At 56.9% G+C, this 19,617-nt stretch carries 17 protein-coding genes; 9 read left to right on the top strand and 8 right to left on the bottom strand.

Features of this window, described 5'->3' with window-relative positions:
* Positions 1–145: 145 nt before the first annotated feature.
* Positions 146–652: a cache domain-containing protein gene (locus tag ACI0FJ_RS17475; protein ID WP_424305494.1), complete on the top strand. Its 507-nt coding sequence runs from the start codon at positions 146–148 to the stop codon at positions 650–652.
* A 521-nt stretch (positions 653–1,173) separates the two neighbouring features.
* The gene (locus ACI0FJ_RS17480) at positions 1,174–1,737 is read left to right on the top strand and encodes a GNAT family N-acetyltransferase (protein WP_424305496.1); all 564 of its coding nucleotides are present in this window, start codon (positions 1,174–1,176) and stop codon (positions 1,735–1,737) included.
* Here ACI0FJ_RS17480 and ACI0FJ_RS17485 read toward each other — a convergent pair.
* Positions 1,652–2,791, bottom strand: coding sequence for a glycosyltransferase (locus tag ACI0FJ_RS17485; protein WP_424305498.1), 1,140 nt, complete (start codon positions 2,789–2,791; stop codon positions 1,652–1,654). The two genes, ACI0FJ_RS17480 and ACI0FJ_RS17485, sit on opposite strands and share 86 nt — an antisense overlap.
* A 203-nt stretch (positions 2,792–2,994) precedes the next feature.
* Here ACI0FJ_RS17485 and ACI0FJ_RS17490 point away from each other — a divergent pair, with 203 nt between their 5' ends.
* Positions 2,995–4,578: a glycosyltransferase family 2 protein gene (locus tag ACI0FJ_RS17490; protein WP_424305500.1), complete on the top strand. Its 1,584-nt coding sequence runs from the start codon at positions 2,995–2,997 to the stop codon at positions 4,576–4,578.
* A gap of 461 nt (positions 4,579–5,039) precedes the next feature.
* Here the strand turns inward: ACI0FJ_RS17490 and ACI0FJ_RS17495 are convergent, their stop codons facing one another.
* Positions 5,040–5,201 (bottom strand): hypothetical protein, encoded by a 162-nt coding sequence (locus ACI0FJ_RS17495; RefSeq protein ID WP_424305502.1) that lies wholly within the window; start codon positions 5,199–5,201, stop codon positions 5,040–5,042.
* 252 nt (positions 5,202–5,453) lie between these two features.
* Here ACI0FJ_RS17495 and ACI0FJ_RS17500 point away from each other — a divergent pair, with 252 nt between their 5' ends.
* Entirely contained in the window at positions 5,454–5,771 is a 318-nt protein-coding gene (locus tag ACI0FJ_RS17500; protein ID WP_424305504.1) for a hypothetical protein, read from the top strand.
* 115 nt (positions 5,772–5,886) lie between these two features.
* Here ACI0FJ_RS17500 and ACI0FJ_RS17505 read toward each other — a convergent pair whose 3' ends face one another.
* The 5 genes from ACI0FJ_RS17505 to ACI0FJ_RS17525 all read right to left on the bottom strand — a co-directional run bounded on the left by ACI0FJ_RS17505 (position 5,887) and on the right by ACI0FJ_RS17525 (position 10,299).
* On the bottom strand, positions 5,887–6,162 hold the full coding sequence (locus ACI0FJ_RS17505; RefSeq protein ID WP_424305506.1) for a DUF4911 domain-containing protein: 276 nt from the start codon (positions 6,160–6,162) through the stop codon (positions 5,887–5,889).
* Positions 6,159–7,229 (bottom strand): M24 family metallopeptidase, encoded by a 1,071-nt coding sequence (locus tag ACI0FJ_RS17510; protein WP_424305507.1) that lies wholly within the window; start codon positions 7,227–7,229, stop codon positions 6,159–6,161. The genes ACI0FJ_RS17505 and ACI0FJ_RS17510 overlap by 4 nt, the downstream gene beginning before the upstream one ends.
* A gap of 205 nt (positions 7,230–7,434) precedes the next feature.
* Positions 7,435–8,517 carry a glycosyltransferase family 4 protein gene (locus tag ACI0FJ_RS17515; protein ID WP_424305509.1) on the bottom strand — a complete coding sequence of 361 codons (1,083 nt, stop codon included), beginning with the start codon at positions 8,515–8,517 and terminating at the stop codon, positions 7,435–7,437.
* A complete protein-coding gene (locus ACI0FJ_RS17520; RefSeq protein ID WP_424305511.1) occupies positions 8,514–9,122 on the bottom strand; it encodes a phosphatase PAP2 family protein in 609 nt (202 codons plus the stop codon). Before ACI0FJ_RS17520 ends, ACI0FJ_RS17515 begins: the two co-directional genes overlap by 4 nt.
* A gap of 73 nt (positions 9,123–9,195) precedes the next feature.
* Positions 9,196–10,299, bottom strand: coding sequence for a glycosyltransferase (locus ACI0FJ_RS17525; RefSeq protein WP_424305513.1), 1,104 nt, complete (start codon positions 10,297–10,299; stop codon positions 9,196–9,198).
* 51 nt (positions 10,300–10,350) lie between these two features.
* On the opposite strand from ACI0FJ_RS17525, the gene ACI0FJ_RS17530 reads away from it, so the two are divergent.
* The 5 genes from ACI0FJ_RS17530 (at position 10,351) to ACI0FJ_RS17550 (ending at position 17,772) form a co-directional block, all read left to right on the top strand.
* The gene (locus ACI0FJ_RS17530; RefSeq protein WP_424305515.1) at positions 10,351–10,563 is read left to right on the top strand and encodes a hypothetical protein; all 213 of its coding nucleotides are present in this window, start codon (positions 10,351–10,353) and stop codon (positions 10,561–10,563) included.
* Positions 10,564–10,950: 387 nt separating this feature from the next.
* Complete coding sequence (locus ACI0FJ_RS17535; RefSeq protein ID WP_424305517.1) at positions 10,951–12,930, top strand: HAMP domain-containing methyl-accepting chemotaxis protein; 1,980 nt, start codon at positions 10,951–10,953, stop codon at positions 12,928–12,930.
* Positions 12,905–13,453 carry a chemotaxis protein CheW gene (locus ACI0FJ_RS17540; protein ID WP_424305519.1) on the top strand — a complete coding sequence of 183 codons (549 nt, stop codon included), beginning with the start codon at positions 12,905–12,907 and terminating at the stop codon, positions 13,451–13,453. Before ACI0FJ_RS17535 ends, ACI0FJ_RS17540 begins: the two co-directional genes overlap by 26 nt.
* A gap of 139 nt (positions 13,454–13,592) precedes the next feature.
* Positions 13,593–14,990: a sigma 54-interacting transcriptional regulator gene (locus ACI0FJ_RS17545; protein WP_424305521.1), complete on the top strand. Its 1,398-nt coding sequence runs from the start codon at positions 13,593–13,595 to the stop codon at positions 14,988–14,990.
* A gap of 370 nt (positions 14,991–15,360) precedes the next feature.
* Positions 15,361–17,772 (top strand): acetate--CoA ligase family protein, encoded by a 2,412-nt coding sequence (locus ACI0FJ_RS17550; RefSeq protein ID WP_424305523.1) that lies wholly within the window; start codon positions 15,361–15,363, stop codon positions 17,770–17,772.
* Positions 17,773–17,967: 195 nt separating this feature from the next.
* Here ACI0FJ_RS17550 and ACI0FJ_RS17555 read toward each other — a convergent pair whose 3' ends face one another.
* The gene (locus tag ACI0FJ_RS17555) at positions 17,968–19,161 is read right to left on the bottom strand and encodes a pyridoxal phosphate-dependent aminotransferase (protein ID WP_424305525.1); all 1,194 of its coding nucleotides are present in this window, start codon (positions 19,159–19,161) and stop codon (positions 17,968–17,970) included.
* Positions 19,162–19,617 lie beyond the last annotated feature (456 nt).

Consider the following 19,617-nt stretch of genomic DNA (forward strand, 5'->3'; position numbering starts at 1 on the left):
GTCCCTGCAAATGGAACGTCGAATTATCATATCTGGAAACGTCGAGTTTCGGAATAATGCGAAGCCTTCGCACAGCACCACTGCTCTTATTGAATGGAAAAAATTGTTCACCCGCACCCTTTTTGTGCCCCAAGGGAGTTTTATGATGGGTAAAAGCGCGTGCCTTTCTCTTTTGTGTTTGGTGATTCTTCTTTGTACCGGCAACGCTTTTGCTCGGGATACGGCGACTGCCTCGGAAGTGATGGACAAGGTGAAAGAGGCTGCCGCTGTTCTGTCCAAGACCGGACGTGACGGGCTACAGCAATTTCAGGACGAAAAGTCCCAGTGGGTATGGAAGGACACCTATGTGTTCGTCTTCGACTGCGACAATCTTACCATGCTGGCAAACCCGGTCTATCCGGACTTGGTGGGAAAGCGGCAGGCAGGCCTTGTGGATAAAACCGGCAATTACTTTTTCATCGGTTTTTGCGATGCCATTGAAAACAGTCCCAACGGACGGTGGGTGGAGTACTGGTGGCCGGAGAAAAAGGGGCAGGCGCCCAAACGCAAGCTTTCCTTTGTAATGCAGGTGCCGGACAGGGATTTCGGCGTAGGTGGGGGCATCTACACCGATGCCGAAACCGCAATGGATCTCAATACCGACCTTCAATAGCAGAACAGGGATCCCCCAAGGCAAAGAACAACATCTGCGATATTCGCCTCGGCAGGTGGAACAAAATATTTGTCGGATGACAAAAATATAATAGGAAAAATATCTTTTCTGCCACAAAGTGGAGATACGGAGAAAAAGTTCTCTGTTTATGGAGCACCCCACATCCATCCATACACCTCCCATCCCAAGCGGGGACGGTCATTGTGATCGTCCCCGCTGCCTTTCCCAGGCTGCTGAGAACGGCACGTTAACTGCGTTGCTGCAAAAAATTCAAACCCTCGCGTATGAAAGAATACGCGGCGGGCTTGAGTTTTTTTTGCGCGCCTTGTTTCCCCTTCTCAGCAGCCTGGCTTTATTTTGTCATTAGGTCGTTAACGTAGCCTGGTTGACTTGCTAATCTGGCAGTCGGCAGCATTCCAGGTTGGACTTTTTCATCCCTTTGGGACTAAGAACTTTCGTCGTTTCCCAAGCAATCGATTCATCGTTCCGACTCCGGCTGCAAAGCCGGACTGCGAGGCATCATGTGCGAATCCATTGTGTTGCAGACGGGGTTCACCCGAGGATTGGACCAGAATGTCCGGCAGGAAGTGCTCACGTTGTGCGCGGCTGCTTTTGGCGAACCCTTTGACGCCCTTTTCAGCCTGCTCCCCCCGGACGGGCTGCATGTGTTGGCCCGTCTGCAATCCCCAAAGGATTCTGACAACGGGCAGCTTGTCGGCCATGCCGTTGCCACGCCGCGCATCTTCTACGTGGATGGTGGAGAACCGGTGCGGGCGGCGTACGTGGATGCCGTTGCCACGTTGCCTGGCGTGCAGGGAAGCGGCGTTGGGAGCCGGGTTATGCGGCGGCTTATGGACGAGGCGTCGAAAGACTACCGCATCGGCGGACTGAATACCTTTATTCCCGACTGGTATGGCCGCATGGGCTGGGACGAGTGGTTGGGGACATACGCATTGGACGAAGACGGCGAGATTACTCCTTCCTATCCCGAGGGCCACGTTATGATTTATCGCTTTGCCCATTCGCCGCAGCTGAACCGGAGCGGCCGTCTTGTGGCGACGTGGCGTCCGGGAGGCGGCTGGTAAGGCCAAGTCTGGCCAGCTCCCGTTCAAACACCGCGGCCTGTTCGTTCTCTCCCCGTGCCTTGAAAAAAACTATGTGGTCCTGCAGCACGTTGCGTTTGAATGCTGTATTGTTCTGCATGCCTGCGTGCATGGCCAGCAGATCCTCGGCCGACTCCAGAATATCGGTGCGGCCTGCTGTTCTCGCCAGCTTGTGCAGGGCCACGGCGTTTTCGACGCGTGGAAAAAACATGTTCTGCCAATAACGGATGAAGACCGCCTCATCCCACGACTGTGTCTGTTCCAGCATGCTCCCCAACATCTGGTAGCCTTCTTCCCAGAGGATATGGCGTTCGACCGCTTCCCACAGTCGGAGCAGGTTCCTGCCGTCCCAGTTCGCAGCCATGAGGCGTTTCGAGGTGGCTTGCGTTTCTGCTATAAAGATATGGGCGGGCCTGCCGAAACGGATTTCCATACCCTCGACGGTGGCATGGTCGTATATGTCGGGGCGGATGTGGCTGCCGCACCGCTGTTTGAATAATGAGAAATTGTGGTTTTCCGTGGGGCTTCCTTTGCGGGACATGCCCTCGTAATGCACAACCACGCTTTGGGGAACGCTGTGCATGGTCAGGCCGCGTTTGTCCAGCTGGCAGCAGAGGTCCAGGTCTTCGCATCCGTTTTTATAGCCGGGATGAAATTCTCCGCATTCTTTAAAAAGGGCCGTGCGGATGAGCAGAGCGGCTCCGGTAATGGCCTGCAGACTGCGCTGCTTCTTGGCCAGGGGATGGTCGGCCGGGATGCGGTTGAACAAGTGGGCAGCTCCGCAACCAACGTAATACGTCACGCCCAGATGCTGCACCCGGTTGTCCGGAAAGATTAAAAGTGGGCCCACTGCCCCTGTTTTCGGGGTGCTCTCCATGGTGTCCACCAGGGGAGCAAGCCATCCCGGTCTGACCTGGGTATCGTTGTTCAGAAAAAGGACATAAGGGGTCGTTGCCTGTTGTGCGCCGAAGTTGCAGGCAGGGCCGAAGTTTTGGTTTACCTCGAATCTGTGATAGGCGAATCTGTCCCCGAACAATGTTTTGCCAAGGGCGGGACACTCGTGGGGGGGCCGAGGAGGCGTTGTCCACAACGCTGACATTGTACTGGAAGCCATCCCCATGAGCACGAAGGCATGGAGACATTGTTGCGTCAGATTCCATTTGCTGAAAAGCTGTATGCCGTATCTCCTCAGATTGAATATTCGAGAGTGCCATAGAATCCATGGAAGTTTCATTTTTTTTGTCAAGATATAGTGCCAATGCGTACTTCAAGTCCGCCCAGGTTGTTCTCGGGGGCGAAGCGGCCAGTGACAGGCCCCCTTTGCAGTGCTTGCAGCTGGGGATGGAATTGCTGCTTGCCGCCCATCTGGAGGCCCCGTTCGATGGAAGGCTGGCCCAGGTCATATTGGGGCTGGACCAAAGGCTTTCCATGGTGCCCGCTCCTTTGCGCGAGGGGTTGATGTTTTTGTCGGCCATATGGAAGGCCCGCGAAAACCAGGGGGAAGACAAGTACCTCCGGCGGCTGGAAGAAAAAGGCCAGGTGGACCGGATTTTGGAGTATGCGCTCTCCCGTCGGGAAAAAGCACCGGAAGACGTGTTTTGGCTGGACGTCCTGTGGCGGCATCGGCGGGGTTGTGACGAGTGGAGGCGCTGGGAGGATGCGTTTACCGCCACTTCCACATGTCCGGGGTTCCTGCTGGAAAGGGCCAGGGCCGAGGCGGTCTGCGCCAGGGGAGAGCACAAAGACGAAGCAGCAATTTTTCAGTCCCTGGCCGCAGTGTATGGAGAGTATGTGGATGTGCGCCTGGGCTGCGCTTTGCAACGAGCCGGAGAAAGGGACGAAGCCGTACGCGCCTGGAGCCGTGGGCTCGAGGCGTTCCCCTGGAACGGGTTCATGGCGCTCCGGCTTTTCGATGTGCTGACGGGCCGCGCCGACGAAGTAGTGCGGACGGACGCACCCTGTGCCGTGCTGCTCTACTCCTATCGCAAGCCGGAGCTTTTGGACGCGACTCTGCGCAGCCTGCACGAGTCGGACCTGGGAAATGCCCGATTGCTGGTGCTGGATAACGGAAGCGGCGATACGACCCCGGACATCGTGGATGGCTGGGTGGAGCGGTTCGGCGCGGACCGCATGCGGAAAATGGTCATGCCGGTGAATATCGGTGCACCGGCGGCCCGGAACTGGCTCATTCAGGAAGTGGCAGGGATGAACTGCGACGACGTCGTGTTCATGGACGACGACGTAAGTCTCTCACCCGACTGGCTTGGACGGCTGCGGGCAGCCCAGACCAACTACCCGGACGCCTCGGTCTGGGGCTGCAAGGTCGTGGACCATGATGCTCCGTACAGGATGCAGTCCGTGGATTACACCTTTGACGCCAATGGTATGGAAAATTTGCAGGTGTATGCCGACCATCTGTTCACCATTGACGACGGTACATACGACTACATGCGCCCGTGCACCTCGGTGACCGGCTGCGTGCATCTGTTTCGAGCCCAGGAGCTGCAAGCCAACGGCGGCTTCGACATCCGCTATTCTCCCTCGCAATACGACGATGTGGACAGAGACCTGCGGCTGGTTCTGCGTGGTGGACATGCCGTGTACACCGGGCATATGGCCGTGCGCCACAAACGCAGCAGCGGAAGCCAGGCCCAGTTGGGCCGCGCGGCGCGGGGCAGTGCCGAAGGGAACCTGATAAAGCTGAACAGCCGTTTTGATGCAAAAGAGGTGCAGAAGATCAATTCGGCCATACATGCTTTGCGGGAGGGGGACGTTCAAAGCAAGTTCGAATGGCTGTCCAGGCGACTGAAAAAGTCACGATAGCTTCATTGCTTCAAAAAATTCAAACCCTTCCAGGCAACTGAAAAAGGCACGTTAACTGCGTTGCTGCGAAAAATTGAACTCGCTTGTGTACAATAAGAGTACACGTCGCGATTCAATTTTTCTGGCGCCTTGTTCTCGCCCTTTTTTGAGCTGCCTGGGGAATCGGCTTGATAATTGGAGGCAAAAAGTAAGAGAAGCTGTCGGTGGGGTGACTGTTGGACAAAGCACTATAACTGCGTTGCTTCAGCAACCTCAACTCCTGGCGTATGGAAGAATACGCATCGGCCTTGATTTTTCCTCCCCCCTTGCTCTCCCACCGTTCTCACCAGGCTGGTTGGCTTTATCATTGCTCGAACAAGCAAAAGGCACCAGCTGGAGGGCTGGCAACTGAAAGTGGGCCCGGCGATAACCGTGCCCACTTTGTGAGTCTTATGGTCGGTCAAAAGGGCGTGGGGCGTTGATCAATTTTTCTTAAGCCGTTCCGTCGGGATGGTTTGTTGCTGGGCCGTTTCCGGTTCCGTCCTGGGGACCTGTTCCGCCAGAGCCAGTGCCGTCACCTGGGCCATACCCCCCGCCGCCGTTTCCGCTTCCACTTCCCGAACCGGAACCGTCGCAATCTCCATTGCCTCCGCCTGAACCACCTCCGTTACCCCCTCCACCTCCGTTACCTCCCCCGCGAGCAAGGAGAACTGGAGAGGAGGAACTTGGGGCAAACGAAGCAATGCCGTCCAGTTTTGTTGAGTCCAACGAAGCGGCGTTGGCAGGAAGAGTGGACAGGCATGCCAAAACGGCAAACACGGACGCCAGTGCATAAATGGATGTTTTCATTTTTGAGCCTCCTTGGGGGACTATAGGCTCGATGGATGGAAACAACATTGATCCTGATCAATAATTTGACCAATTTTTTATCGGGAATAAAAATGAGTTTTTCCCCACCATCGCATTATCTGAAATTAACAACGAATAGAAAAGTTGTTCCTCCATTGCTTTCACTCACTCCCAAGAGTGAGCCTCATGGAAGGCACAGCAAGCCGTTTGCATGTGGAGAGTCCAAGACCGGAACCGTGGTGATCCCGACGGTATCCCGCGGACATCCGGGAGAATGGCTTGAAAATCACGTTGTGTCGAAGAAGGATGGCGGCATGGGATGGAAGGCCGTTGAAAAAGGCACAATAGAAGAGACAACACTCTGACATGCCGCCATGTGCGAACTGAAGTGGGGAAAAGGGCGCAGCCGAGCTTGAAAACCACGTTTTCCAAGCTCGCGGAGCACCCTTGCCCTTAAAAAATTGCAGAAAGCCGTCTATCTCAGGGCGTAGGAAAGCCCGGTAGTACCTTGAAACGGATTTCTCCGGAGATAGCTTGCAGCGCTTTTTCAAGGGCTTGTCTGGCGCCGGGGGCGTACACGATTTTGAGCACGGCCCGGCGTTTGTCGGCTACTGTAAAATAGGAAAGATTATCGTAGCCTTCCAGAAGAAATTTGAACATGGCCACCTTGGAGGCGTCCAGTTCCAGGTATAAACGGTTGGATCGGACCGGAACCTCAGTATCGGTGGCTCCGGTCTCGTTTCGTGGAATGTTCATAATGTCTCAGCGCCGTCCTCTGTGATGAGCAACATGTGCTCCCAACGGATGCCGCCCCATTCAGGGTAGTACAGCCCCGGTTCGATGGTTATTATCATGCCGGGCTTGAGCACGAATTGACGTGTCGGCCCAAGGCTCGGCGGTTCATGTGTTTCCAAACCAATACCGTGTCCCAGTGCATGGGTAAAGTATTCGGCACGGCCGTGTTTTTCAAATACCGCGTTGGCAGCGCGATAGGCCTCGCTTACGGTCAGCCCCGGCCGCAGGATGTCGATGGCGGCCCGCTGTGCTTCCTGAACAATTTCCAGGGTCGTGCTGAACCTTCCGCTGGGGGTGTCGCCCACCCACAGGGTGCGGGTCTGGTCCGAACAATATTCGTCCAGGCGGCAGCCCATGTCCACCAGCACCAGATCGTTTTCCCGTACCTTGGTATCGCCGGGAATGGCGTGGGGCAGGGCCGCATTGGGGCCGACCCCGACGATGGTCGAAAAGGAGAGGCCGCTTGCGCCGTTGTTGCGATAGAACTGCTCTATCTCCCAGGCCACTTCCCGCTCGGTCTTTCCGGGCTGAAGGATCTCGGGCAGGGCTTCGCAGCAGGCATGGTTCAGGGCGCAGGCCCGGCGCATGGCCGCTATTTCCACTTCGTCCTTGTACAGCCTCTGCTCTTCCACAAGTCCGTTGGTGGGTTTCAGTTCCAGTCCCTTGCCTATCTGGTGCCAGGTTGCATAGCACAGCCCGGTTTCTTCAAAGCCGAGGACACCGGACATCTTGTCCCTCAGAAAGTCGTTGATGTCCTTGCCCTTGGGCATGCTGTACAGATGGATGAAGTTTTCCGGCCACAGCCGTTTGGCAGCATCCCAGTAACGCGAGTCCGTCAGAAGCCAGTCGTCGCCGGATGCCGTGATCAGCAGCATGCCGGCGGATTCGTTGCATTGGGGGTCGTGCAGCTCGAAGCCGCTCAGATAAAAGCGGTTGGCCGCATGGCTCACCAGCAGCGCGTCCAGGTTTTCTTCACGAAGTTTGCGGCGAAGTTTTTCACGACGTCGCGTGCAAACGCTCATATCCATTGCCTTCTCCGATTTTGTGAGTTTGAAGCCTGTAAAATTTGTTGTTTTGCCCAGGCTGCTTCAAAAAACACGGGAGCTTTGTTGATTCAAAAAAAATCAACCCCTCGCGTATGCAGGAACACGCGGCGGTTCTGATCTTTTTACGCGCCAGCAAATTATCGGGGCCGCACATCCTGAAGCTGCCTGCCCCATGCGGACGTTGGAATCAATTTCCCCCGTAGGCATATCCTTTGCGCAAAAGCAACGAGCTGTAAAGGGATTCCAGCTTATCCAGCTTGTGTTGCAGCGTGTAATGCGCGGAAAGTTCCCTTGCCCGGCGGGAGAATGTTTCGCGTTCTTCGGGGTGCTCGTACAGGCGGCGCATGGCCGCTGCCATCTCCTGCGGCTTGTTGGGGCGCACCAGAATGCCAGAATCGTCCATGATTTCCGGGATGCCGCCCACCCTGGTGGAGAGGATGGGGAGTCCGCACATCCAGGCTTCCAGCAGGGTGTTGGGCAGGCTTTCGGACAGGGAGGAGATGACGAACACGTCAAAGACCTGCAAATAGTCCGACACATGGTTCTTGCGTCCCAGGCATACGGCCCGTCCTTCCAGCCCCAGTTCGCGGATAACATCTTCCCATTGGGCCGGGTCCGCGCCGATGAGGAACAGCCGCGAGTCTGGCAGGTCTGCCTGGGCATAGGCCTTGAGCAGGGGGTCGAAGCCCTTGACCGGCTTGTTGTTGCCCACGGTGCCGAAGACCAGGCCGGCAAAATCGTCCATGCCGAGTTCGGCCCGGACTTCTTCCCTGGTGCGCTGTGGCGTGCCCCGGTCGTCGGGAATACCGTTGTAGATGACATGCCGCTTGGATTTGGGCGCGCCGATGCGGCCCAGAACCCTGGAGCAGGCCTCGGAATTGACCGTGATGGCGTCCAGCCCTGGTGACCAATAGGGCAGCGGGTTGCCCGGACGGTAGATGACGCCCCGGTTGATGAGGGTGGCTATTTTCCGTTTCCGCCACAGCCAGCCCCACCAGGTGAGCAGCTTGCACGCCTTGTTGTGGAAGGCGTGAAAGACCACGGGCGTCTGCGGAGCGGGCAGGTGCGATTCTATGAATGCGCGCCATTGTTTGTGGGATTCGGGCAGGCGTATCCAGCGCAGGTCCGGTTCCAGCTCCGGAAGTTCGCCGTCGTGGGGGATGAAAAAGGTCACGTCGTGTCCGCGTTCGGCCATGCCGCTGGCAATGTATAGTGCCTGACGTGCGCCCCCGCTCTTGGAGCCGGAAGAGGTGATGTAATGGATGTTCATGCGATGCGGTCGGGTTGGGGGTGGATTTCGGGCCCGGCCCAGATGTAAATGATCAGCCCGGACAGGCTGCCGATGAGCCAGCCGAAAAAAACGTCACTGGGAAAATGTTTTGCCAGGTAGATGCGGGTAAAGGCCACCAGTGCGGCCACAAGGCCCAGACCCAAAGAGAGAAGCGGGGAGCGGTAGCGCAAAGCCAGGGGCAGAACGCAGCCGGTTATTTCGGCAGTGTGGCCCGAGGGGAAGGAGTTATGCCCGCCGTCCAGGGAAAAGGGCTGGAACAGGGCGGTGCCCCGGCCCACGTCCGGCCGTGCCTTGCCGATGAAGATTTTGACCGCGCGTACCAGCAGGGCGCAGATTGCCAGTTGTACGACCAGAAACCGGGCAATGAAACGTTTGCCCGCCTGCCGTGCGCCAAGTTCCTTTATTCGCAGGGAACGCACCAGGATGACGGCGTACCATACATATATGGCCGGAGCGCCCCAGGCGGAGATGATGCTCATACATGTGTGGAATCCGGGATGAAGATAGCGGTGCTCCCTGAAAAAGAAGAACGACTGCGTATCCGGGCCGCATACGGCGAGCACCGTGCCCAGCATGAGAAGCATTGGCAGCGAACACAGAAACCAGTGCAAAAGAAAACCGTCGCGTTTGATAAATGTCTCCTTGCAACCGGCGGAATTAAAAAAGGCCCTTGCTGTTCAGCGACAGGCGCATGCGGTGCTGTTCCGCCAGCAGCTCGAACCATTGGGCGGCTTTTTCAGCCTGGGTATCGATGTGAAATTTGCTTCGGCATGTGCGCCAGGCCAGCTTTTTCCAGGCATAAAGGTCGCTGTCTTCGGCCTCGAAGACCCGGCGCAGCGGTTCCAGAATGCTCTCGCCCTCGTGGCGGAATCCTGCCAGCAGAAAATCGAGCTGTTCCGGCCATACTTCCAATACGCCGCCGACCACCCGGGATACGGGAACCAAACCTTCGGCCATGGCTTCCAGCAGGGTGTTGGGCAGGCCCTCGGAACGCGACGGCAGCACGAACACGTCGGCCTTGCGCAGATGGTCGCGCACGTTGGTCACAAAGCCGTGCCAGATCAGCTTGTCGGAAATCTCCAGCCGGTCGGCCAAAAGTTTGAGCTCGCTTTCTTCATGTCCTGTGCCCAGCACATGGCAGCGGAAGTCGTGGCCTTCGCGGGCCAGTTTGGCAAGGGCCTGCCACAGGTCGGCGTGTCCCTTGTCCGCATTGAGCTGGCTGGTGACGATGAGGTGGAGCGGGTCGCGCAGTTCGTCCGACGGACTCGGGGCAGGGCGTTTGCCCGTGTGGATGACCTTGATTTCGTCCGGCGAAAGATAGGGCAGGTTGTCGAGCAGTCCGTCCTTGATGAATTGGCAGGGAACCAGAATGGCCGGTTTCACCCAGCGATGCAGTTCGCGCACTTTGAACATGTTGCGCATATCGCCGGGCAGTCCCACCCGATGTACTACGGGAATTTTACACAACTTGGCGGCCACGCCTGCCGTGCGCATATCCTTGCCCACATTGGCGACCAGCAGTTCCGTATTGCGCTGGCGGAGCAGCTGCATGAAGCGGCGTACCAGCAAGGGGTTGAAGTCGAACCCGAACCCGCATTCCATGGCATCAATGTTCAGGGCGCGGGCCTTGTCCAGAAAAGGACCGGGCCGGGACACGATGAACGGGTTGTGCCCATGCTCCCTGAGCCACGAGGCCACGTCCAGGGTCCAGGTCTTTACTCCCCCCCAGCGGCGGGTTGCATTGACGAATGTAATGTTCATGTCGCACGCTTGTCGTGTGTTTTATGTATTATTTCGGGTAGTTCCAAAGCCATGTGTCGTGCCGCTGCGGGACGTCTGTTCCGGTGGGCCCGTCTGGAGCGAGCCATAGCCTACCGGGAGGTGAAGAGCAATCGGGAATGCGAATTCTTCACCGGCAAGGCCCTGCCTGTACTCGCGCAGGACGAACCGCCGTCATCTGGACGGACCGCCGTTATCGGGGCGACCATCGTATTCATGGTATGCGGCCGTCGGAAACAGGGATAGCATCATTTCATAAGGCGAAAGCTACGTTCCCAAACTGCCGAGGTCAACACCTTGCCAAAAGCCGTTCTTTTACAGTGGCTTGAAAAGCCTGTATGGCAGATTCAAGTCAGAAAACAAAGTGGCACTTCCCAAAAAAAAGTTAGCTACTCTAATCCCCTGGTGTGGCATGACAAAAAAATGTAAATACCAGATGAATTGTTCTAGAGTCGAATGATTAAAGCCTTAATATCTAATTGTCTTGGCCCTGAAAAATTGTAACTACCTACCAGACTTTTTGTGGTTGCGGTCCTTAAAAGGTTCAGCTTCGTACAGCGTGTTGGGAAAAACGTGTATTCGATCGTTTGAAACCTTTCGGTAATCAATAGTGCATGCAAAGGAGGAGGGACAATGAGTAAACTGAAACTGGGCCACAAGATAGGCGGGGGCTTCGCTTTCGTTCTGCTGCTTACCGTCCTTATGTCCGGTGTCTCCTGGGTGGGCCTGAAAAGCGTGGCCCACAACGTCGATCAGGTGAATAATTTGGACGACGCGGTAAAGCACATGTTTTCAGCCCGCATGCAGGTCCTTTATTTTATGCTGCAAAAGGACCCCAAATATATTGATCTCTTTGATAAGCAGATTCACGCGGTTATGGACTGCGCGCAGAACGTCATTGACAAGCTTCCTGCAAACGATCCGCTACGCGACGAAGTTCAGAAAATACACGATTCGGCCAATGAATATAATGACTCCCTGAATAAATACGCAGGACTGGAAGTAGAGAAAGACGGTACCATCAAGAGCGCGGTCAAACAGGCCGCCCTGCTTGAAAAGGCCGTGGAAACGGCGTTGGTCCACTACAAGGGGCTTGCCATGCAAGACGGCCAGACCGGCATGGTGCCGCAGGCCGTTGTGAGCTCCTACATCAGCGTAACGGGCATACATGCCCGGTTTCTCAATGTCCGGGGGCTGGCCAAAGACTACATCATGTTCGGCCGCGAAGATGATATGGACAAGGTGAAGGCGGAACTGGATGCAATCTGCGCAGAGTCTGACCAGCAGGGAGCGCTGGCTGCCACGTCCGGGGAAAAGCAATATTTTGAGCACATCACCCGTGCCTGCGTTGATTACGAAGGCGCGATCAACCAGTATGCCCAAAAAAATCTGGCTCAGAAAGAGCCGTTCCAACGCATGCTTGGGGCTGCAGAGGTTGCGCTGAAGAGCAGCGAACGCACCGCCGAGACCCAGACTTCGGCCATGTTTACGGCCATGTCCTGGGTTGAGCGTCTGGTGATGGGCGGTTCGGGCGTTGCACTGGTTGTGGGTATTCTGCTGGCCTGGTTCATTACGCGCATCATCGTGCGGGCGGTTCAGGAAGGAGTTGCGGTGGCCCAGTCCCTGGCCAAGGGGGATTTTCGGGTGGATGTGGACACCAGCCGTGGTGACGAGCTGGGAACCCTGGCCCGGGCATTGGAAAGCATGATCGAACGCCTCAGCGGCGTGGTGGCCGAAGTGCGCGGTGCGGGAGAAAACGTTGCCGCAGGCAGCGAAGAGCTTTCCGCCTCGTCGGAGAACGTTTCCCAGGGCGCTTCCGAACAGGCGGCGTCCGTGGAAGAGATTTCCTCGTCCGTGGAAGAGATGGCGGCCAATATCCGGCAGAACGCGGCCAATGCGCAGCAGACCGAAAATATCGCCACCCGTTCGGCGGACAATGCCAAGGAAGGGGGCAGGGCCGTCAACCAGGCCGTGGAAGCCATGCGCAATATTGCCGAGAAGATTTCCATTGTGGAGGAAATTGCGCGTCAGACCAACCTGCTGGCCCTGAACGCGGCCATCGAGGCGGCCCGGGCCGGAGATCACGGCAAGGGGTTCGCAGTGGTTGCCGCCGAGGTCCGCAAACTGGCCGAACGCAGCGGGCAGGCGGCTTCTGAAATCAGCGAGATGTCGGCTTCCAGCGTCAAGGTGGCGGAAGAGGCCGGGAACATGCTGGGGGAAATGGTGCCGGACATCGAAAAGACCGCCAGCCTGGTGCAGGAGATTGCGGCAGCCAGCAACGAACAGAACAACGGGGCCGAGCAGATCGCCAAGGCCGTGCGCCAGCTCGACACCGTGGTGCAGCAAAACGCGGCCTCGGCCGAAGAATTGGCCTCGACATCCGAGGAATTGTCTGCGCAGGCGGAACGGATGCAGGCCACCATGGATTTCTTCCGTCTCCGGGACGGACAGCATAGCACCGGTGCGGTAAAGGCTCTGCCCAGCGCGGCAAGGGCGAAGCCCAAGGCCGCTTCCACTGCTCCGGCAAAGGGCGACAACACGCCCGCTCCGGTCGGCGGCGTCAAGATCAACCTGGAGGACGATGTCGATGACGAGCAATTTGAACGCTTCTAAAACGGATGACGATCTGAACAAAGAGCGAAATAACGATCTGTCGCAGTATCTGACCTTTATTCTGGACGGCGAGATATTCGCCTTTAGTGTGGAAACGGTGCGTGAAGTTGTGGAGGTGCCACCCATAACGCGTATTCCGCAGGTTCAGGAGCATATGCGGGGCGTCATCAACCTGCGCGGTACGGCCGTGCCGGTCATGGACCTGCGCCGCAAATTCGGGATGGACGTCTGCGACATCACCATCAACAGCTGCATCATCATCGTCTCCGCAGGGGATGATGGCGAGGCCATGGGAGCCTTGGTGGATTCCGTGTGCGAGGTTGTGGAGATTTCCGCCTCCAGTGTGGAACCTCCGCCACGCATGGGCACCACCGTAAACAACCAGTTTATGCGTGGTATGGTGCAGGTGGGCGAGAACTTCTTTATTCTGCTTGATGTGGAGCGGATTTTTACCCAGGGAAATGGCGAAGTAGCCATTGAAAGCGATTTGACGGCCATGGAAGCCATGGCTGGCGATGCCTAGTGATATCCTCCCGGACAAGGCCGTGGCCTTGTCCGGGAGTCTTCGTCATACTTGACATTATTCTCAAAAAGACACACCCAAGCCAGAGACCCGCGGCGTTGTGTTGAAATCGTGTGCTCAAGTGGATATAAAGGGACCTATGTCAGGAAATACTGTTCTTTTCGTTGCACCTCCCGTTTCAGTTGCGGAACATTTCAATAAGCTCAAGGATTTGGGCTTTGAGGTGGGCGTGGCTGAAAACCTGAGCGGAGCGAAAGCCTACATAGAAAAGAAGCCCGCCCTGATTTTATCCAAGGCGCGTATTCCCGGCTATCGGGTCGAGAGCCTTCTTGGTGTTTCCGCAGAAGCCATGGGGAACTTTCCTCCCATTATCGTGTTTACCGATTCGGGCACCCCGGAGGAAGCCAAAAAGCTCATGGAGCTGGGAGCCGCCGACTACTGGCTCGAACCCCTGGTCTGGGATCGCCTCGAAGCCGCCCTGCCTGTCCTTGAGTCCGAACAGCCAGAGCCCGCCGAACCTGCTCCGGCTGAAAAAAGCGTTCGTCCGCAGGCCGCCCCGGAAATCATAGGCAAGCATCCCGCCATGCTGCGCGTTCTTGCCCTTGCCCGGCAGGTTGCCCCCAGCAAGGCAACGGTCCTTATTTCGGGCGAGTCCGGAACAGGTAAGGAAAAATTCGCCCGTTTTCTGCATGTCCAGTCCGACCGCGTGGGACAGCCTTTTGTGGCCATCAACTGCGCCGCCTTGCCCGAACATTTGCTGGAAAGCGAACTTTTCGGCCATGAAAAAGGCTCGTTTACCGGCGCCATCAACCGCAAGCTGGGCAAATTCGAACTTGCCCACGGCGGAACCATTCTTCTTGACGAAATTTCCGAGATGGAGCTGGGGCTGCAGGCAAAACTTCTGCGCGTTCTTCAGGAAGGCGAGATAGACCGGGTCGGCGGCGTGGATACGGTCAAGGTCGATGTGCGCGTTCTGGCCACCACCAACCGCAATATCGAAGAATACGTACAGGAAGGGAAGTTTCGGCAGGACCTTTTTTACCGCCTCAACGTCATTCCCCTCAAGCTTCCCTCTTTGAACGAACGTGGAGAGGACGTCATCCTGCTGGCCACGCACTTTGTAAAAAGTTTCTGCAAGGCCTACGGCCTGCCCAAACTCGATTTTTCTCCCGAAGCCCGCAAATGGCTTTTGGAATATGAATGGCCGGGCAATGTGCGCGAACTCCAGAACCTTATGGAACGCGCCGTGCTTCTGGCGGGCGGCGGTCCCATCCAGACCTCGCATTTCCTGCTCGATCCCGATTCCTGGCAGCCGGAAAGCCTTCAGGAAGAGCCGCAGACGTCATCGGAAGCGGCCCAGGGCGTGCACCTGCCCGACGACGTCATCCGCTTGGAAGAGATGGAAAAGCTTATGATCATCAAAAGTCTGGACAAGACCGAAGGCAACCGCACCCAGGCCGCCGATCTTTTGGGCATCTCCGTGCGCACCCTGCGCAACAAGCTCAACGAGTACCGCAAGCAGGGGCTGGAACTGTAACCCTCTGTTTTGCTTTGGCCTGCTGTACTGAACGCACAGGGCCATGCCTTTTTCTCCTGCCTCTTTTTCTGGAATCTCTCCGTATGTCAGCCTTGTTTCCGCTTCCCGCAAGTGTTCCACGGGCAAAGGCCGTGGTGGCTTGGCTGGTGCCCACAAAAAAACAATTGTAAGACTTTATTCCCTGTTTTTACCGGAATTATGCATAAAATGCCGGCCTTTTGGGGAATGACGTGTCTGCCATATCTTTAGGAAATCCATGTAGTATAAGGATTATTTGGTGGAGAAGGGGATTGACATAAGGTCAGACCTTTAATATTTCACGGGACATGGCATTTGTACCTTGAGACACCTACTACCGGGAAGGATCAAAATGGACGTTCAGAGCTGTGTTCCCATTGATTACGAAATCATTACGTCGCTCTTTCGTACCGCGCAGGACGAGGGCCGCGATTTTCTGTTCGAATATGAAGTCTACAATCTGCTGGGCCATTCCGGGGCTGAAACGCCGCCCAAGTGCATCCTCATTCCGCGCGGAGGACGTCCATCCGACGATGAACTGCTGGCCCTGCCAGGGGAAAGGGTCGTGCTCAAGATCGTCTCCCCCACCATCATCCACAAGACAGAGGTGGGCGGGGTGCGCATCGTTCCCAAAACTCCGGACAAGATCCGTTCCGCCATCCGGCGCATGCTCTACGAAGTGCCGGAAAACTACGCCACCATGATCAACATGAATCCGTCCCATGCGCCCGAGGCGTATAAGGGGCTGGCGGGCGATGCCCTTGTTGCGGCCATTCGCCGCGACCTCAAGGGCGTGCTGCTGGTGCAGTTCATGCCGCCGGATTCCTCGGCATTCGGCAACGAACTCATTGTCGGGCTGCGGTATACCCGCGAATTCGGCATGGTGGTTTCCGCGGGGCTTGGCGGCACGGATACCGAGCTGTACGCCGAACGGTTTCGCAAGGGGCAGGCCATTGTTGCGGCATCGTGCGAGCTGACCAATGGCGATGAATTTTTCGAGCTGTTCCGCAAGACCATTTCCTACAGAAAACTGGCCGGCCTTACGCGCGGGCAGCGGCGGGTGGTCACGGACGAGCAGCTGGTGGAGTGCTTCACCTCGTTCATAGAGATGGGCCGTCATTATTCGCCCCTGAACCCGGACGCCGAATTCGTGATCCGGGAGATGGAAATCAACCCCTACGCTTTTACCGACTACCTCATGGTGCCCCTGGACGGCATGTGCAAATTCGGTAAACCCGGCGCACGGGAAAACCAGCGGCCCGTGGCAAAGATAGACAATCTGCTGCACCCGCAGAAGATCGGTGTTATCGGGGTTTCGACCACACGGCGGAACTTCGGGCGCATCATTCTGGATAATATCCTGGCCGAGGGCTTTCCCAAGGAAAACGTCTGCGTATTGCGCGACGGCGTGCAGGAAATCGACGGCGTCCGGTGCTACCCCTCCCTGGAAGCCCTGCCCGAAAAGCTTGATCTGTTCGTGGTGGCTGTAGGCGCGGCCCAGGTGCCGGAGCTGGTGGACGAGGTCGTCCGCCTGGACGCGGCAAATTCCGTGATGCTCATCCCCGGTGGCATGGGCGAGACCGAAGAAAGCCAGGAGCGCGCCGCCAAGGTGATTGCCGCCATTGACCAGGCCCATGGTACGGACCACGGCGGTCCCGTGTTCCTTGGCGCCAATTGCATGGGCGTGGTTTCGCATCCCGGCAAATATGATACCTGGTTCATCCCGGAACAGAAGCTGCCCAAGAACAGGACAGCGGTCTATCACCGCGCCGCCCTGGTAAGCCAGTCGGGCGCGTTTATGCTGCACCGTTCCAGCCAATGCCCGGAAATGAATCCCGCCTACATGATTTCCCTGGGCAACCAGACCGACCTGACGCTGGGGGACATGGTTAAATACTTCAGCGGTTCCGGTCAGGTGGATGTTATTGCCGTGTACGCGGAAGGGTTCAACGACCTGGACGGCCTGGAATTCTGCCAAGCCGTGCGCCTGGCTGTGCTGGCTGGAAAGGATGTGATCTTTTACAAGGCTGGGCGCACTCCGGAAGGCAAAAACGCCACCAGCGGTCACACGGCCTCCCTGGCTGGAGACTACATGGTCTGCGAATCCTGCGTGCGCCAGGCCGGAGCCATTGTGGCCCGCAATTTCACGGAATTTCAGGATCTGATTCTGCTGGCCGAAAATCTGGCTACCCGGACCATACGCGGCAACCGGCTGGCCGCGGTAAGCGGTGCGGGATTCGAGGCCGTGGGCATGGCCGACTCCATTGATTCCGACGATTACCAGATGGCTCTGGCCCATTTTGGCGAGGCGTCGGTAAGGGAAATCACCAAGATTCTGGATGCGAAAAAATTGAGCGGGCTGGTCACGGTGCAGAATCCGCTGGATATCAACCCGTCTGCCGACGATGAAGCCCATGCCGTCTCCGCGGACATCCTGCTGGATGACGAGGGCGTGGATGCCGTGGTCATCGGCCTGGACCCGCTTTCCCCGGCAATGCACACGCTGTTGGAAACAGACGTGCCCACCTTTGCCATGGATGCGGAAAACGGCATTGTTCCTCTGCTTACCCAAGTGGTCAGCAAACACGACAAGCCTGTGGTGGGCGTGATCGACGGCGGGCGGCTGTTCGATCCCATGCGTGACGCGCTTATTGCCGGGGGCATTCCGGTCTTTCCGGTCTGCGACCGGGCCGTAGCCGCTCTTGCCCTGTACATCGAAGGGCGGCTCCATGCCGACTCTATCCGTTCTGGAGTTGTTTTGTAGCCGTACTGGACGCAACGTACCCAACGTACCTAACGTACCGGCGGAAAGAAAAAACGTCCTGAAATAGAAACTGCCTTACAATACAAATCGCCGGCCCAATGCATTTCAAGGAATGCGCTGGGCCGGCGTTTGTATTGTATTCAAAAGGAAAGAGCTTTTTATAGCACTCCCTTTGTTCGTCGGTAGGCTATGGGGCTAGGCGGTCGCCTTTTCCATGGCGCGCTTGAAACCGGGCGCGGACCGACGGATGATTTCCTCGCTCAGGCAGAAGGAAAGACGGAAGTAGCCGGGATACTGGAAGCCGGTTCCGGGGACGCCCAGGATCTTCTCTTCCATGAGCTTGGCGCAGAATGCCACGTCGTCTCCGCCCGGAGCCTTGACGAAGAAGTAGAACGCGCCCTTGGGCATGGGATATTCATAGCCTGCCGCGTCGAGCACTTCGGCCATGGCCTTGCGGCGCCTGTCGTAGATGGAGATGTCCACCTGCGAGTCGATGGCTCCCTGCATGAGGCGCTGGCCCAAAGTGGGGGCGTTGATGAAGCCCAGGAAGCGGTTCGCCATGGTCATCACGCTCAGCAGCTGTTCCTTGCCGGGCATTTCGGGGTTGACCACGATGTAGCCCACGCGTTCCCCTGCCAGAGCCAGGTTTTTGGAAAAGGACGAAGCCACGGCGCTGTAGGTGTAGGCCTGCAGCACGGAGGGCACTTCCACGCCGTCGAAGGCGAGAAAACGGTACGGTTCGTCCGCCAGCAACAGGATGGGACGCTTGCGGCCTTCGCTCTTGCGGGTCAGCATTTTGCCCAGCTCTTCGAGCTGTTCCTTGCTGTAGACCACGCCGGTGGGGTTGTGGGGCGAGTTGATGAGCACGACGCAGGTCTTGTCCGTAATGCCCGCCTCGATGGCTGCAATGTCCAGGGTGAAATCACCCGGGGTGCTGTCCACCTTTTTGAGCACGCCGCCGTGGGTTCCCACGTATGCGCCGTAGTCCACAAAGACCGGTGCAGGGCAGATGACTTCATCGCCGGGATTGAGCACGGCACGGAAAAAGACGTTCAATGCTCCGGCCGCTCCGCAGGTCATTATCAAATCAGATCCAGCGACCTTTACGCCCTGTTCCTCGGTCACCTTGTGGCTGAGGGTCTCGCGTACATCGGGAAAACCGAAGTTGGGCATGTAACCCAGGGCAAAGGGCTTGTCCGCATTTTCCGCCAGCTTGAGCATGGTTTCCTTGATGGCTGCTGGCGGCGGAAGATCGGGGTTGCCAAGAGAAAAATCGCAAACTGCATCCTCGCCGTATTTTTTCTTCAGCTCGATGCCCGCTTCGAACATCTTGCGAATCCACGAGGAATTTCCCACGTACGCCGACATCTCATCGGATACTAATTGCACGTACGGCTCCTTTGTTTCTTGTATTTGTTGGCACATTTCGAGATTTGACGGGTGTTTCCAAAGCGGCGGCATATGTCATCCATTGTACCGCACGCCCGGCTCTATCCGCCTGTCCGCCGGGCGGCATGTCCGAAAAAAATTTTACGGATCGGCCCGCGGATGCGAGCGATCCGGTTTTCTGCCGGAAGGCCGGTTCGTCCGGTTTACGCAATGCGCACTTTCAAGGCAAGACCCTGGGGTGGCGGGCGGGTTTTTCCGGATGGAATAAGGAAAAAAAGATGGACGGAAGATGTGGCTTGTAAAGGTAATTTTTTGTCTTTTAAAAGCAATTTAGAAATTAACATAATTGTCCGTCGGGCAAAACGCTCCCGGTTGGCAATACCTTGCCGGCATATGAGTAATATCTTGTTATTTGGGGATTAATTCCTGATAAGCCCAGGCTTGGGGGAAAATTCG

It is taken from the genome of Desulfovibrio sp. 7SRBS1, assembly GCF_049723905.1.
Classification (GTDB): Bacteria; Desulfobacterota; Desulfovibrionia; order Desulfovibrionales; family Desulfovibrionaceae.